At 74.4% G+C, this 15,354-nt stretch carries 11 protein-coding genes; 4 read left to right on the top strand and 7 right to left on the bottom strand.

Features of this window, described 5'->3' with window-relative positions:
- Positions 1 to 8: 8 nt before the first annotated feature.
- The 6 genes from OVA28_RS05005 to allB all read right to left on the bottom strand — a co-directional run bounded on the left by OVA28_RS05005 (position 9) and on the right by allB (position 7,583).
- Positions 9 to 833: a MurR/RpiR family transcriptional regulator gene (locus tag OVA28_RS05005; RefSeq protein WP_268095990.1), complete on the bottom strand. Its 825-nt coding sequence runs from the start codon at positions 831 to 833 to the stop codon at positions 9 to 11.
- The gene (locus tag OVA28_RS05000; RefSeq protein ID WP_268095989.1) at positions 830 to 2,104 is read right to left on the bottom strand and encodes an allantoate amidohydrolase; all 1,275 of its coding nucleotides are present in this window, start codon (positions 2,102 to 2,104) and stop codon (positions 830 to 832) included. Before OVA28_RS05000 ends, OVA28_RS05005 begins: the two co-directional genes overlap by 4 nt.
- Entirely contained in the window at positions 2,101 to 3,375 is a 1,275-nt protein-coding gene (locus tag OVA28_RS04995; RefSeq protein ID WP_268095988.1) for a pyridoxal-phosphate-dependent aminotransferase family protein, read from the bottom strand. Before OVA28_RS04995 ends, OVA28_RS05000 begins: the two co-directional genes overlap by 4 nt.
- 97 nt (positions 3,376 to 3,472) lie before the next feature.
- Positions 3,473 to 4,783, bottom strand: a complete 1,311-nt coding sequence (locus tag OVA28_RS04990) for an amidase (protein WP_326493738.1) — start codon at positions 4,781 to 4,783, stop codon at positions 3,473 to 3,475.
- A gap of 264 nt (positions 4,784 to 5,047) precedes the next feature.
- On the bottom strand, positions 5,048 to 6,136 hold the full coding sequence (locus tag OVA28_RS04980; protein ID WP_442780820.1) for an acetamidase/formamidase family protein: 1,089 nt from the start codon (positions 6,134 to 6,136) through the stop codon (positions 5,048 to 5,050).
- 73 nt (positions 6,137 to 6,209) lie between these two features.
- On the bottom strand, positions 6,210 to 7,583 hold the full coding sequence (gene allB, locus OVA28_RS04975; RefSeq protein ID WP_268095984.1) for an allantoinase AllB: 1,374 nt from the start codon (positions 7,581 to 7,583) through the stop codon (positions 6,210 to 6,212).
- A gap of 248 nt (positions 7,584 to 7,831) precedes the next feature.
- On the opposite strand from allB, the gene OVA28_RS04970 reads away from it, so the two are divergent.
- From OVA28_RS04970 to OVA28_RS04960, 3 genes are read left to right on the top strand one after another with little or no spacing between them, the layout of a single operon-like run.
- A complete protein-coding gene (locus tag OVA28_RS04970) occupies positions 7,832 to 8,650 on the top strand; it encodes an FAD binding domain-containing protein (RefSeq protein ID WP_268095983.1) in 819 nt (272 codons plus the stop codon).
- Positions 8,647 to 11,448 carry a molybdopterin-dependent oxidoreductase gene (locus tag OVA28_RS04965; protein WP_268095982.1) on the top strand — a complete coding sequence of 934 codons (2,802 nt, stop codon included), beginning with the start codon at positions 8,647 to 8,649 and terminating at the stop codon, positions 11,446 to 11,448. The genes OVA28_RS04970 and OVA28_RS04965 overlap by 4 nt, the downstream gene beginning before the upstream one ends.
- Positions 11,448 to 12,470 (top strand): XdhC family protein, encoded by a 1,023-nt coding sequence (locus tag OVA28_RS04960; RefSeq protein WP_268095981.1) that lies wholly within the window; start codon positions 11,448 to 11,450, stop codon positions 12,468 to 12,470. The genes OVA28_RS04965 and OVA28_RS04960 overlap by 1 nt, the downstream gene beginning before the upstream one ends.
- 77 nt (positions 12,471 to 12,547) lie before the next feature.
- On the opposite strand, the gene OVA28_RS04955 is transcribed toward OVA28_RS04960, so the two are convergent.
- Entirely contained in the window at positions 12,548 to 13,843 is a 1,296-nt protein-coding gene (locus OVA28_RS04955; protein ID WP_268095980.1) for an amidohydrolase family protein, read from the bottom strand.
- 93 nt (positions 13,844 to 13,936) lie between these two features.
- Here OVA28_RS04955 and OVA28_RS04950 point away from each other — a divergent pair, with 93 nt between their 5' ends.
- Positions 13,937 to 15,334, top strand: coding sequence for an amidohydrolase family protein (locus OVA28_RS04950; protein WP_268095979.1), 1,398 nt, complete (start codon positions 13,937 to 13,939; stop codon positions 15,332 to 15,334).
- Positions 15,335 to 15,354: the final 20 nt, after the last annotated feature.

The raw sequence follows: 15,354 nt of genomic DNA, 5'->3' as shown, positions 1-15,354 counted from the left end.
TCCTCCGTTCACGGTGCCGCCACCTCGTCGAGTGCGTCGTAGGCGTCCGCGATCGCGGCGACGCGCGCTCGGCCAGCGGCGCCGCTCGCGGTGTAGACGTCGTTCGCGAGCGCGGCGACGACGGCCGCCGGTGCCGCGAGGCTGTCGAAGGCGGACGGTGAGTCCACCGGGCAGATGACGACCGTCCGCGCCGGGGCCGCGAGCACCGCGCCGGTGGGGTCGGTCAGCACGACGACGTCGGCTCCGGCCTCCGAGCAGCGTGCGACGACCCGTCCGACGACGGCGGCGTGGCGACGGATCGAGACCACGACGACGACGTCCTCGGCGTCGAGGTCCGCCAGCTCCTCGCCCAGGCTCTGTCCGGCGGCCGGTGCGAGCCGGACGTCGGCGCGGACCTGCGCGAGCTGAGCGCGGAGCTGCAGGGCGAGCGGGTGGGCGTTGCGCAGGCCGATCACGGTCACCCGGCGTGCGGCGACGATGCGGCGCGCGAGGTCCGGCCGGTCGGCGCGCGCCAGGGAGGTCAGCGCGGCGTCGAGGTTCCGGCCCTCGACCGTCCGCTCGTCGACGTCCGGGGACCGCGTGGCTGCCCAGGGCAGGCCGGAACCGCGCGCGACGAGCAGGGACGCACGGACCTCGCCGGCGTCGCGGAACCCGAGCGCGCGCACGAGCCGGCTGACGGTCGCCTTGGATGTGCCGGACTCGGCCGCCGTCTCGGCCGACGTGCGCAGGAGCAGCAGCTCGGGGTCGGTGCGGACGAGGGCGGCCACGCGCCGTTCGGCCGGGGTCAGGTCGTCCCACAGCGCGTCGATCCGCGAGCGCAGGTCGATGGTCACGGCGCGACCCCCGTGTCCGACGCGGCGACGCCCGCGGCCACGGCCAGCACCGCTGTGGTCATCGCGTCGATGCCCACGGCGATGTCCTCCGTCGACACGAACTCGTCCGGGTGGTGGCTGATGCCGCCCGGGTTGCGCAGGAACAGCATCGCGACGTCGGTGACCCGGCCGAGCGACATCGCGTCGTGTCCGGCCCGCGAGAAGAGCTCGAGCGGCTGCTCCTGCCCGGTCGCGGTGATCCCGGCGCGCACGGCGTCCATCAGGTGCGGCGCACACAGGACGGCGGGTGCCCGGTGGACCTCGCTCGCCGTGACCTCGAGGCCCCGGCGGTCGGCGATCTCAGCGAACGCCTGCTCGATCGCGTCCCACACCCGGTCCCGGCCCTCGTCGAACTCACCGCGCAGGTCGACCGAGAACCGGGCGTGCCCGGGGACGACGTTCACCGCGCCGGGTTCGACGTGCATCGAGCCGACCGTGCCGATGTGCTGCTCGGCGATGCAGATCCGCTCCACGGCGAGCGCCGCCTCGGCTGCACCGAGCAGCGCATCGTGCCGCATCTCGTACGGGGTGCCGCCCGCGTGCCGGGCCTCGCCCACCACGTCGACGCTGAACCGTCTGGCTGCCGCGATGCTCGTCACGACGCCGAGCGCCTGTCCGGCTTGCTCCAGGTGCGGGCCCTGCTCGATGTGCGCCTCGAGGTAGCCGGCCAGGGTCGTCGGGTCGACCGCGGCCTCGTGCACCCGCGCTGGGTCCAGGCCGTGGGCGGTGAACGCGTCGCGGAGGGAGATGCCGTCCTCGTCGGTCAGGTCCCACCACGCGTCGTCCCACACGCCGGCCATCGCCGACGACCCCATGAGCGCCTTGCCGAAGCGGGTGCCCTCCTCGTCGGAGAACGCGACGACCTCGATCGCGACGGGGAGGTCCGCGACCCGGTCTCCGAGCATCTCGACGACGGCGATGCCGGTCAGGACACCGACGATCCCGTCGAAGCGTCCGGCGTCCACGACGGTGTCCAGGTGCGACCCGATGAGCAGGACGGGCCGGGCATCGTCGCCGGCCACGCGGCCGTGCAGGTTGCCGGCTGCGTCCTCCCAGGTGCGCAGCCCAGCCGCCGCCATCCACCCGGCGGCGAGCGCGTCTGCGCGGGCGTGCTCCGGGGACAGGTACACGCGGCGGATGCCGTCGGCGGACGAGCTGATCCTCGCGAGGTCGTCGCAGCGGTCCGCCACGATCCGCGCGAGGGCGGTGGCCGGACGGGAGGCGCGACTCACCGTGATCCCGCCGCCACCGTCACCGGGGTGGTCGCGCTGGACCGAGTTGCGTCGCGCGTCGCACTCGCGTACACGTCGAGTGCCGCGTCGACGCCGGCGCCCTGCGGCACCGACGCTCCGCCGCGCCGCAGGCACTGCTCGAGCGCCGACAGCGTGGTGACGACGGTGTCCTTCCGGGCGTTGACGCCCATCGTGCCGATCCGCCAGACGCGACCGTGCAGGGGTCCGAACGAGGTCCCGATCTCGATGCCGTGGTCCTCGAGCATCGCGGAGCGCACGGCGTCACCGACGACGGTCTCCGGGATCTCGACGGCGACGACGTTGTGCATCTTGTGGCCGACGTCGCCGAAGACCTGCAGTCCGAGCGCCTGGACGCCCTCGAGCATCGCGCGGCCCGCCGTCTCGTGCCGTGCGCCGACGGCCTCCAGGCCCTCCTCGAGCACCACCCGCGCGCACTCGCGCGCGACGTAGAGCATGGTCGTCGCCTCGGTGTGGTGGTTGAGCCGTCGCGGGCCCCAGTAGTCGAGGACCATGCCGAGGTCGAAGTAGTTCGAGCGGATCGGGTCGTCCTGCACGTCGTCACCCGGCTCGCGGATGCCGGCCTCGATCGAGCTGCGCGAGCGGACGACCTCGGTCGCGCGCTCGGACAGGCTGGTCGGCGAACTGCCGGAAGGACCGGCCAGGCACTTCTGCAGCCCGGCGGTCACGGCGTCGATGCCCCACGCGTCCATCTCGAACGGGTTGCCCACCAGGCTCGCGGTGGTGTCGGTGTAGAGCAGCACCCCGTGCCGGGCACACACGGCGCCGAGGTCCTCCAGCGGCTGGTTCATCGTGGTCGAGGTGTCGCCCTGGACGACGGCCAGGACCTTCGGCTTCGTGGCGATGATCGCCTGCTCGATGACCGACACCGGGAAGACCTGTCCCCAGTCGGTCTCGATCGTGTGGACCTCGGCCTGGGCACGCCCGGCGATCTCGGCGAGCAGGTGCCCGAACCGGCCGAACACGGGGACCAGCACCCGGTCGCCCGGGGCGAGGAGCGACACGAGCGCCGCCTCGATGCCGGCGCGCGAGGTGCCGTCCACCAGGATCGTGGCGTCGTTGCGGGTGCGGAACAGCTGGCGGTAGAGCTCCTGGGTCTCGGTCATCGTCGCCGTCATCCAGGGGTCGTACTGCCCGACGAGCGGTGCGGACGCCGTGCGGAGGACCCGCGGGTCGGCGTTGACCGGGCCGGGCCCCATCAGGAGTCGTGCGGGCGGGTCGACTGGCTGCATCGGGTGATCCTTCCGTTCCAGGATCGATCGTAGGGAACGCGTGTTTCAGCCACGTGACAGCGGTGTTGCGGGCCCGGCCCGAGCCTCCAGGCGGTCGTCAGCCGACCAGCGCGACCGCCAGGTCGACCAGCGCCACGTCGGATCCCGGCGCGCCGACCAGGCACACGCCGACCGGTGCACCGTCGACGGTGAGCGCCGGTGCGGACACCGCGGGCGCGCCCGCGATGCCGGCCACGGCGGTCATCCGCAGGGTCGCGGTGCGGGTCCGGTCCACGGCAGCCGCATCGGTAGTCCGGAGCGGGGCGGGACCAGGGACGGTCGGGAGGCACAGCACCCCTCCGGCGAGCACGGCACGGACCGCGGACCGGAACGTCACGAGCCGCGCGCGTGCGTCCTGCACGGCGGAGGCCGTCACGGCCGCGGCCGCGGCGAACCGGGCGGCGACGTCGGCACCGAGCGCACCGGGGTGTGCGGTGACCCACGCACCGTCGTTCCGCCACGCCTCGGCGGCCTGCACGGTACGGACGACCTCGGCGAGCTCGTCCAGGGGCGGCAGCTCGACGGTGGTGACGGTGCGACCGATGCGGGCGAGGAACGCCTCGAAGGCCTCCCGGGTCGCGGGGTCGACCATGCGCAGGAGCTCGTCGGCGACGAGCAGGTCCGACGGACCTGGCCCGGGGTCGCCCAGGGCCACGACTGCGGCGGCGCGCAGGGTCGCTGCGTCACGAGCCAGCCAGCCGACGGTGTCGAAGGTCTGGGCCAGCGGCAGGAGCCCCTCCCGAGGAACCGCGCCGTGGGTCGTCCGGAGGCCCCACAGCCCCTGGTACGAGGCCGGGACCCGGACGCTGCCGGCGGTGTCGGTGCCGAGGGCCAGGTCCGCCTGTCCGAGTGCCACCGCGGCGGCCGCTCCGGAGGTCGAGCCTCCCGGCATCCGCTCCGGTGCGGCACCGTTCGGCGGGGTCCCGGTGTGGGCGTTCCGGCCGGCGATGCTGTACGCGAACTCGTCGGTCCTGGCGATGCCGGTGACCGACGCGCCGGCGTCCAGCAGCACCTGCACGGCGGGGGCGTTCGCGACGGAGACGGACGCGCCGCGCTCGTACTCGGGGTTGCCGGCGCCCACGACCTGGCCGCGGACGGCGAACAGGTCCTTCACCGCGACGCGGACGCCGGCGAGCGGCGCGTCCGGCCGGGTGGTGCCGGGCACGAGCGGGTCGCCGACCACGCGCCACATCGTCCGGTCGACGGCGGCGGCACGGCCGGTGACGTGCGCAGCGGCGATGCGCCAGACGCCCGGTCCGTCCTGCGCTCCGGGTCGGTCGGGTCCGTCTGGTCTGTCGCTCCGGCGCCAGAGCTGCGTCTGCAGTCCCTGCCCGCCGCCCGTGAACTGCGACGTGGCGACGACCAGCACGGTGTCGTCGCTGAGGACCCGGAGTTCGGTGCGGCCGATCCGCCGCGCAGCGATGCCGCCGCGGGCGGACCGGAAGGCGCTGATCCGGTCGTGACCGACGAGGAGTCCGGCGGCGTCCCCCGGATCGTGTCCGGCCCCGGCTCGAACGACGCGTCGAGCACGGCGACGTCGTCGGCTGCCAGGGCGGCCTCGTACCGGTCGAAGGCGGCACGGAGCCCGGCCGGCCAGGTGGGCTCCGGCCGTGACTGCCCATCCCGGGGCTGCTCAGCCACGGGGCACCGCCGCGAAGTCGGCCTTGCGGACGGTCGCGTGCACGCCGCAGACCAGGTCGACGACCTGCGAGATCCGGAAGTCGGTCGTCGCGCTGAGGTACGCGTACGCGATGTGCTCGTCCACGCCCCAGCGCGCCCGCAGCAGCACGATCGCCTGGCGGACACACGTGCGGAGGGCCTCGTCCAGGTCGGCGTCGAGGCCCGTCGGCACGAGGAACTCCGTCGTCTCGCCGAGCGGCCCGGCGAGCTCGCCGAACTCCTGCAGCGCACGGGCCCGCGGGACGACGTCGATCCGGTAGGTGGCGCGGAGGGAGGCCTCCATCGCGGTGAGTGCGACCTCGCCGTCACCCTGGGCGAAGTGCGGGTCGCCGACGTAGACACCGGCGCCGGGCACCTGGACGGGCAGGTGGAGGGTTGAACCGACCGTCAGCAGCGCGATGTCGATGTTGCCGCCGTGGGCCCCGGGCGGGACGGAGTGCGGCCGGGCGGAGTCCGCGACGGTGACGCCGACGATGCCGGCGAAGGGGCGCAGCGGGAACGTGATCAGACCGGGTCCGCCCTCGACGACGGGCAGACGTCCGTGCAGCTCGCCGTCCTGCTCCACCACGTCGGCGAACACGCTCACGGCCAGCTGGCCCCGGGGCAGCTCGCCGTGCAGTGCGCCGCGGCCGTGCCGGTTCGAGATGATGCCGTAGGGCACCCGGGGCAGCGCCTCGAGCAGGGTCATCGACACGACGTCGCCGGGCTCGGCGCCCTCGACCGCGACCGGGCGGGACACCACGTGCGGGCCGTCCGTCCGCCCGCGTTCCGCCGACCTCGCGATGGCCACGGCGTCGTCGAGCACGAGCTCGCGCGGGACCCCGTGCCGCCCGAAGAACGCCACCGGGTCGCGGCCCTGGTCGTCGAGGACGCCCTCGTGGCTCACGGTGTCGAACGTCACGGTGGCCCCCGGGGCGACGGTCAGGACCGGCGCGTCGTCACGTGCGGGGAGGCGGCCCCAGAGCACCTCGCCGGGTGCGGACGACACCAGGTGGTCGCCGAGGACCGGGCCGACGCCCGGTTGCAGGACCCCGTGCGGCAGGACCGCAGCGAGGTCCGAGGGCGTGGGACGCCGGGCGCGGGTGACGTCGCCGGCGACGTCACGGTCGACGAGTTCAGACACGACTGAGCAGCCTTCCGTCGGTGGCGGTGACCCCGCCGGTGGCCGTGGCGACCCGGTTGCCGTGCAGCCACGTCTCGAGGACCCGGCCGCGCAGGGTCGCACCGTCGTAGGCGGAGATCGGGTTGCGGTGCTCGAGCGCCTCGGCGTGCACGGTCTCCGTGGCGTCGGGGTCGAACACGACCAGGTGCGCGAGGGCGCCTGGTGCGATCACGCCGCGGTCACCGAGCCCGACCAGCGCCGCAGGACCCGTGGTGAACGCGGGCAGGAGCCGGTCGAGCGGGATGCCGCGGCGCACGGCCTCCGTCCACGTCGCCCGGAAGCCGACCTGCAGTCCGGCGATCCCGCCCCACGCCAGCCCGAAGTCGCCGCCGGTGCCGCGCTTCAGGTCCACCGTCGAGGGCGAGTGGTCCGTCGCGACCAGGTCGATCGTCCCGTCGAGCAGTCCGTCCCAGAGCGCGTCCTGGTTGCCGGCGTCGCGGATCGGCGGGCAGCACTTGAACTCGGTCGCGCCGTCCGGCACGTGGTCCGCGTCGAGCGTCAGGTAGTGCGGGCAGGTCTCGACCGTGATCGGCAGCCCCTCGGCCTTGGCCGCTCGCAGCATCGGCAGCGCACCGGCGTCCGACAGGTGCAGCACGTGGGCACGGGCGCCGGTCGCGCGGACCCCGTCGATCACCCGGGCGATCGCGTCCTCCTCGGCGACGGGGGGCCGCGAGTCGAGGAACGCGCGGTACCCGGTGCCGAGCGCACCGTTCGCTGCCAGCCGGTCCGGGTCCTCCGCGTGCACGATGAGCAGCCCGTCCAGAACAGCGACCTCCGCCAGCGCGGCACGGAGCCCGGCGGCGTCGAGGTGACCGAACTCGTCGACCCCCGATGGCGCCAGGAAGCTCTTGAACCCGAAGACCCCGGCCTGCCACAGCGGGCGGAGGGCACCGGCGTTCTCGGGGACCGCGCCGCCCCAGAACCCGACGTCGACGGCCACGCGTCCCTCGGCCGAAGCCTGCTTCACCGCGAGGGCGCCGACCGTCGTGGTCGGCGGGATCGAGTTCAGCGGCATGTCGACGATCGTCGTGACACCCCCCAGTGCGGCAGCGCGCGTGGCCGAGGCGAAGCCCTCCCACTCCGTGCGGCCCGGTTCGTTGACGTGCACGTGCGTGTCGACCAGCCCCGGCAGCAGCACTGCGCCCGTCGGCACCTGCACGACCGCGTCGACCGTGACGTCGGCGTCGACCGGCAGCACCGCGTCGACGCGGCCGCCACGGACGACCACGGTGGCGGGCCGGAAGGCACCGTCCGTCCAGACGCGGTCACCGCGGAACGCCGTGGAGGCCCGGCTCGCCTCCGGTACGTCGGTTCGGGATCCGTTCATGACGCCGAGGATCGCACAGCCGTGTTTCCGGGATGCGTCGGCTGTTCCCGGGCCGTAATGCCCACGAAACACCGGGATCGTACGCTCGTGCTCCACCGAGACTCGGGTCCCCAGGCAGGAGGTCGTCATGCACAGCACGTGTCAGGACCGCCCCGCCAGGGCGTGGAACCGGGGCATGATCGCGCACGGTCGACGGCGGGCGTCCGTCCTGACCCCGTCGTCCTCTGCCTCGATCGGAACCCCTGACCATGGACCTCACCACCGTCCGCTCCGTGCGGACGCCGTCGCACCGCGACGACATCGCCCTCGCCCCCGGTGAACGCCTGCTCGGTGGCGGCACGTGGCTGTTCTCCGAGGAACAGCCGGACCTGGTCGGCCTCGTCGACCTGACGGCGCTCGGCTGGCCCGACCTCGAGCGCACCGACGACCTGCTGACGATCGCTGCCACGTGCACGATCGCGACGCTCGTCGGGACCGCGCCGGACGCGGACTGGTCCGCTTGGCCGCTGGTCGCCCGGTGTGCGAACGCGCTGCTGGCGTCGTTCAAGATCTGGAACACGGCGACCGTCGGCGGGAACGTCGGCGTCGCGCTGCCCGCCGGGGCGATGACGGCGTTGCTGGTCACGCTGGACGCCGTGGCGGTCGTCTGGACGCCGGACGGCGGTGAGCGCCGCGTGCCGGTCGAGCGACTCGTGCTCGGCGTCCGCTCGACCGACCTGGCGCACGGCGAGGTCATCCGCGCGTTCGAGGTCCCGACGCGTGCACTCCGGGGTCGCACCGGGTACCGCCGGACCGCCCTCAGCCCGCACGGCCGCTCCGGGACACTCGTCACCGCACGCTGGGACGACGCCGGCTTCGTGCTCGTGGTCACCGCCGCGACGCCTCGACCGCTCGTCCTCCGCTGGGACGCCGTACCGGACGACGCCGCGGTCGTCGCCGCGCTGGACGCGCACCGGGACTGGTACGACGACCCGCACGGCTCCCCCGCGTGGCGTCGGGCCGTGAGCACCCGCTTCGCGCAGCAGCTCCGCGCCGAGGCGCAGGCACAGGTCGGCGGTGCGGCATGAGGTTCGACGTCGACGGACACCGGCACGACGCCGACCCGCAGCCCGGTCAGGTCCTCCGCACGCTCCTGCGCGACCAGGGCGTCACCGCCGTCAAGAAGGGATGCGACTCCGGCGACTGCGGTGCCTGTTCCGTGCTGGTCGACGGCGATCCCGTGCACTCGTGCATCTACCCGGCGCACCGCATCGAGGGGCGCAGCGTCACCACGGCAGCTGGTCTCGGCACCCCCGACGCCCCGCACCCGGTGCAACGGGCGTTCGCCGACGCCGCCGCGTTCCAGTGCGGCTTCTGCACCGCGGGCATGGTCGTCACCGCCTCCACCTTCGGCCCGGACGACCTGGCCGACCACCACCGCCGCCTCAAGGGCAACCTGTGTCGGTGCACCGGGTACCGCGCGATCGAGGACGCCCTGGCCGGGGTCGTCAACACCGTCTGCGCCGCTCCCGGGGACGCCGGCGGGACGTCGGTCCGGGCTCCGGCGGCCGCGCGCATCGTCTCCGGGCGCGAGGAGTACACGCTCGACGTCCCGCCCGCCGGCGACGTGATGAGCACCGAGACGCTCCTGCACCTGGCCGTGCTCGGCAGTCCGCACGCGCACGCCCGCATCGCCACGATCGACACGTCCGCCGCCGAGGCGCTGCCGGGCGTGCACGCCGTGCTGACCTGGCGCGACGACCCAGGCGTGCTCTTCTCGACCGGTCGACACGAGTCGCGCCTCGACGACCCCGACGACACGCTGGTGCTCGACCGGGTCCTGCGGTTCCGCGGGCAGCGGGTCGCCGCGGTCGTGGCCGACAGCGTGCGGATCGCCGAGCATGCCTGCGCGCTCCTCGCCGTCACGTACGAGGTCCTGCCGAGCGTGCACGACACCGACGCCGCCCGAGCACCGGGCGCGCCCCTGGTGCACGGCGAGAAGACGACCGCCGAACACCGCATCGCCGAACCCGGGCGCAACGTCGTCGCCGCGCTGCACGGCGAGACCGGCGACGTGGACGGCGCGCTGGCGACCGCGGCCGCGACGGTCGACGGCACCTGGACCACCGGCCGGGTCTCGCACGCGGCGCTCGAGACCCACGCCACCCGCGGTCGGTTCGACGACGACGGCCGCCTGGTCCTGCGCACCGCGACACAGGTCCCCTTCCTGGTCCGTGACGAGATCGCCCGCGTGTTCGGCCTGGCTCCCGACCGCGTGCGGGTCATCGCGAAGCGGGTCGGCGGCGGCTTCGGCGGCAAGCAGGAGCTGCTGACCGAGGACCTCGTGACCCTGGCCGTGCTGCGGACCGGCCGCACCGTGCAGTACGAGTTCAGCCGCCGTGACGAGTTCACGACGGCACCGACCCGACACCCCATGCGGGTCCGGGTGCGCCTGGGCGCGACGGCCGACGGCAGGCTCACCGCGCTGCACGTCGACCAGTCGTTGGACACCGGGGCGTACGGCAACCACGGCATCGGCGTGATGTTCCACTCGGTCAGCGAATCCGTCGCCGTCTACCGGTGCACGAACAAGCGCGTCGACGCCGAGTCCGTCTACACGAACAACCTGCCCTCGGGGGCGTTCCGCGGCTACGGCCTGGGGCAGGTGGTCTTCGCCGTCGAGTCCGCGATGGACGAACTGGCCCGCCGGCTCGACATCGACCCGTTCGAGCTACGGCGCCGCAACGTGGTCGTTCCGGGTGACCCCCTCGTCGTGACGGACCCGGACGAGGAGACCGACCTGCACTTCGACGGCAGCTACGGACTCGACCAGTGCCTGGACCTGGTCGAGCGCGCACTCACGCCGGACCCCGACACCACTGCCCGCGACGCCCTGCTGCCCCGGATGGACGGCCCCGCGCTCGACGACTCCGCCGACTGGGCGTACGGCACCGGCATGGCACTCGCGGCCATCGCCACGCTCCCACCCCGAGGGCACCACGCGCACGTCACCGTCGAGCTCACCGGCGAGGGGCGCTACCGCATCGGCGTCGGCACCGCGGAGTTCGGCAACGGCACCACCACCGTGCACACCCAGCTCGTCGCCACGGCGCTCGGCACCACCCCGGAGAAGATCGAGGTCCACCAGTCGGACACGGACGTCACGCGCCACGACACCGGGGCGTTCGGGTCCGCCGGAGTCGTGGTCGCCGGCAAGGCCCTGTACGCCGCTGCCACCGCGCTCCGCGAGCAGGTCCTCGCACGGGCCCTCACCGTCGTGGCGGACGCGACGCCCCGCACCGCCGCCGGGGTCCTCGGTCCCGCCGCCGTCCTCGGTCCCGACGGCGTCCGGGTCGGGGACGTCCACGTCGCCACGGACGAGCTGCTCGCCGACGGGCCGCTCATCGCCCACGGCCAGCACGACGGCACGCCCCGCTCGCTGGCCTTCACGGTGCACGGCGTCCGGGTCGCCGTGCACCGGCCGACGGGCGAGGTCCGGGTGCTGCAGAGCGTGCAGGCCGTCGACGCCGGCACCGTGCTCAACCCCGAGCAGCTGCGGGGGAAGGTCGAGGGCGGCGCAGCGCAGACGATGGGCTCGACGCTGTACGAGGAGGTCGTGCTCGACGACGCCGGCCGGGTCACGACGGACAGCTTCCGGAACTACCGGGTGCCGAAGATCTCCGACGTCCCGGCGACCGAGGTGCTCTTCGCCGAGACGCACGACCCGCTCGGGCCGCTCGGCGCGAAGTCGATGAGCGAGGCGCCCTACAACCCCGTCGCCCCCGCGGTGGCGAACGCGGTCCGCGACGCCATCGGGGCCCACCCCCACCGGCTCCCGATGACCCGCGACCGGGTCTGGGCCCTGGCGAGCGAAGGGACACGCTGATGTTCGAACTCGCGGACCGGCTGCTGGCCGTGCTCGACACCGGCGGGACGGTCGTCGTCGCCACCGCGGTCGACATCGCCGGCAGCGCCCCGAACGGCACCGGCACCTCGATGGCGGTGCTGCCCGGCGGCCAGGTCGTCGGGACGATCTCCGGCGGGTGCGTCGAGGGGGCGCTCCACACCGTCGCCGAGGAGGTCCTGGAGACCGGCGACGCGGTCCTCGAACGCTTCGGCTTCACGGACACGGACACAGACGCAGACGCAGACGCCTCAGCCACGGTGCCCGACGCCGCCTGGGCCGCCCCGGCCCTCCGCTGCGGTGGCCGCGTGGACGTGCTCGTGCACCGTGTGACGCCCGCCGACACCGTCGTCGTCGAGGCCCTGCGCCGTGCCGCCGCCGGCGTCCCGACCTCGCTCGGCCTGTCGCTCGCACCCGCCACGCTCGGCACGCCCGTGACGAACCCCGACGGCTGCGGCGGCCGCGTGTTCACCGAGCACGCGGGCGGTCGTGCACGCTGCCTGGTCGTCGGCGCCGTCGAGTTCGCGGTCGCCGTGACGAACGCCGCCGCGATGCTCGGGTACGCCGTGTCGGTCTACGACCCGAGCCCGGTGTTCCTGACGCCCGAGCGGTTCCCCGCGGCGCAGGAGCTCGTCCTCGGGTGGCCCGCCCGCACCCTCGCCGACACCGCCATCGACGGGAGCACCGTCGTCGTCGTGCTCTCCCACGACGACCGCTTCGACGCCGCCGTGGTCGACATCGCCCTGCGCCGGGGTGCCGCCTACGTCGGCGCGATGGGCTCCCGCGCGACCCACGGACGCCGTCTGGCCGAGCTGCGAGCGCTGGGCACGCCGGACCTCGAGCGCCTGCGCTCCCCCATCGGCCTCGACATCGGCGCCCAGACCCCGGCCGAGGTCGCCGTCGCGGTCATGGCGGAGGTGATCGCGGTCCGGTCCGGCACCGATGCGCGCCCCCTGGCCCACCGCGAGGGTCCCGTCCACCGCCGCCCGCTCGCGGTCCGCTGACGAGCCTCCAGGCCGACCGGCGAGCCGGACGACCACCGCGACCGGGGCCGGCACCGCCCCGACCAGCGCGCCGCCGGTCAGACGGCCGGCGTCCGGGTCAGCCGCTCGCGCAGCCGCGCCGCCAGCTCGCGCTCGTCCGCGCCGACCAGCTGCCCGTCGCGGACGACCACGCGACCGCCGACGACCACGTGCCGCGGCCGACGCCCGGGCGACGCCCACAGCAGCCCGGCCATCGGGTCGTCGACCCCGGCGTCGGCCACGCCGGAGACGTCCCAGACGCACAGATCGCCGGCCGTCCCGGCACCCAGGTGCCCCAGCTCCGGGCGGCCCAGGCCGGTCGCTGACCCCTCGGTCGCGGCGCCGAGCAGCTGCCGGGCCGACAGCGGCGGGCCGACCAGGGCTGACACCTGCATGGCCAGCCGCGCGTCGGCGAGCAGGTGGCCGGCGTCGTTGCTGCCGCCGCCGCTGGTGCCGAGGCCGACCGGGATGCCGGCGTCCAGCAGCCGCGCCACCGGCGCGATCCCCCAGCCCATCGGCACGTCGCAGCCCGGCGCGTGCGTGGCGCTGACCCCGGCAGCGGCGAGCCGAGCGATCTCGTCGTCCGTGACGTCGCAGAGGTGCGCGAGGGTGACGTCCGGCGCGAGCCAGCCCCACTCCTCGAGCAGGTCGACGGGGCGGCGGTCGTAGCGCTCGAGCGCGATCGCGGTGTCGACCTGTTCGTTGGCCTGGGTCCGCCGTCGGAGCCCGTGCCGTGCGGCCACCTCGCCGAGGGCGCGGAACGTCGCCTCACCGTCCGAGTGCACCCCGGCCGGTCCGACCGCGACCTGCAGGCGGCCGTCCGGGTCGGTGCCGCCCACCGCGTCCGGCGCGAGCAGCGCGCTGACGATCGCGTCGGCGGACGCCGCCGCGCGCTGCGGGTCGTCCCGAGCCGAACCGCGCACGAAGACCAGTCGGCCGCCGAGGGCACGGACCGCTCCGGCCGTCGCGCTCGCCAGGGCGACCGTGTCGGCGGGCGGAGCGTCCGCGGGCCAGTTCAGGTGGTGGTCGGCGATGGTCGTGACGCCGGACAGGAGGCCCTCGGCGGCTCCGACGGACGCCGCCAGTCCGTAGAGCTCAGGGTCGTGACCGACGCGCGCGTACGCGCCGGCCATGGTCGGCAGCCAGTCCGCCATCGGCACGCCACGGGTCCCCGGCAGCGTCCGGAAGGCCGTCTGCAGCAGGTGGTGATGCGCGTTCACCAGGCCGGCGGTGACGACGCAGCCGGATGCGTCGAGGACGGAGGCGTCGGGGCTGCCGTCCTCGAGGACCACGTCGCCGACGCGCTCGGTCCGCGGGTCGACGAGGACACGGACGGCGCCGGAGACGGTGAGCATGACGTTCGTTCTAGCAGGGGTGCGTTTCGGGCTCGTGTCGGGGCGACATCTGCCGGTAACACCCACGTGACACGGCTCTCCTAGGGTCGCCGCATGACCCAGACCCTGATCCGCGGCGGTTGGGTCCTGACCGCCGCACCCGCCACCTCGCCGACGCCGGCCGCGATCCGGGACGGTGCCGTCCTGCTCGACGGACCCCGCATCGTCGCGGTGGGGACCTTCGCCGAGCTCGCCGCGGAACACCCCGACGCGGTCGTCCGGGGCGGCGCGGACGACATCGTGACGCCGGGGTTCGTGAACACGCACGGGCACTTCAGCGAGGGCCTCATCACGGGCATCGGCTCGCAGTACACGCTGTGGGAGTGGCTGCAGGAGCTCATCTCGCACGTCAACCCGGTGATGACGCGCGACAAGGCGTACGCCGGGACCCTGCTGCAGGGCATCCAGATGCTGCGCAGCGGTGTGACGACCGCCAACGACATGTTCTGCTCGGACCCGATCCCCGGAGAGCCCGCGACCCCGGGCGTCGTCCAGGCGCTCGACGAGCTGGGCCTGCGCGGCATCGTCTCGTTCGGGTCGGGCGACGTCGACCGCGGCTTCGGACCGGCGCCGATCCTGGAGGAGTTCCACGCCCTGCGCGAGGCGGCCGACGCCAGCCGGTACAGCACCTTCCGTGTCGGGATGTCCTCGATCGGCCGGTACACCGACGCGGCGTGGGAGGAGCACATCGGGTACGCGGTCGACGGCGGGCACGGCATCCACGTCCACATCCAGGAGGTCCGCGAAGAGGTCACCGCCGCACGGCAGCGCACCGGCAGGACCGTCGTCGGGCACGCCGAGGCGACGGGCATGTTCGCGGTGCCGGTCATCGCCGCGCACAGCGTGTGGGTCGACCGCGACGACCGCGAGCGCTACGCGGCGAACGGCGTCGGCGTCGCGCACAACCCGGTCGCGAACGGCATCCTGGCCAGCGGCATCGCGCCCGTCGCCGAGATGCGGGCACTGGGGATCCCGGTCGGCATCGGGGTCGACGGCCCCGCCTCGAACGACTCCCAGGACTTCCTGCAGGCGATGAAGACGGCCGCGCTGCTGGCTCGGGTCCGCGACCTGCAGGCCACGGCGATGAGCGCCCGCGAGGCATTCGAGATGGGGACCATCGGCGGTGCGCAGGCACTGCGGATGGAGGACGAGATCGGGTCGTTGGAGCCGGGCAAGCGGGCCGACGTCGTCGTGTTCGACGGCAACGGACCCACGCTCGCGAACGTGCACGACCCGTACCAGGCCGTCGTGTTCGTCGCGGGCAGCCGCGAGGTCCGCGACGTCTGGGTGGACGGCGACCTGAGTGTGGAGCAGTTCGAGGTGACGAAGGTCGACGTGGCCGAGGTGGTCGCCCGCTCGCGGCCCCTGGCCCGGCAGCTGGTGCGCGAGGCGGGGCTCGAGCGGCTGTCAGCGCTGACGGGCGCCCCGCTGGACGACACCGAACGGCCGTAGCGGACTGGCCGCCGGGCGGC

The organism is Curtobacterium sp. SL109, from assembly GCF_026672405.1.
In the GTDB taxonomy this organism is placed as follows: Bacteria; Actinomycetota; Actinomycetes; order Actinomycetales; family Microbacteriaceae; genus Curtobacterium.
The sequence above is the reverse complement of the archived record's forward strand: the minus strand, read 5'-3'. Positions and strand labels throughout refer to the sequence as shown.

Bases quoted from the DNA above. Each gene is read 5' to 3' on its own strand.
- OVA28_RS04950 (WP_268095979.1), top strand. From the start codon at position 13,937: ATGACCCAGACCCTGATCCGCGGCGGTTGGGTCCTGACCGCCGCACCC.
- OVA28_RS04970 (WP_268095983.1), top strand. From the start codon at position 7,832: ATGGACCTCACCACCGTCCGCTCCGTGCGGACGCCGTCGCACCGCGAC.
- OVA28_RS04965 (WP_268095982.1), top strand. From the start codon at position 8,647: ATGAGGTTCGACGTCGACGGACACCGGCACGACGCCGACCCGCAGCCC.
- OVA28_RS04955 (WP_268095980.1), bottom strand. From the start codon at position 13,843: ATGCTCACCGTCTCCGGCGCCGTCCGTGTCCTCGTCGACCCGCGGACC.
- OVA28_RS04995 (WP_268095988.1), bottom strand. From the start codon at position 3,375: ATGCAGCCAGTCGACCCGCCCGCACGACTCCTGATGGGGCCCGGCCCG.
- OVA28_RS04960 (WP_268095981.1), top strand. From the start codon at position 11,448: ATGTTCGAACTCGCGGACCGGCTGCTGGCCGTGCTCGACACCGGCGGG.
- allB (WP_268095984.1), bottom strand. From the start codon at position 7,583: ATGAACGGATCCCGAACCGACGTACCGGAGGCGAGCCGGGCCTCCACG.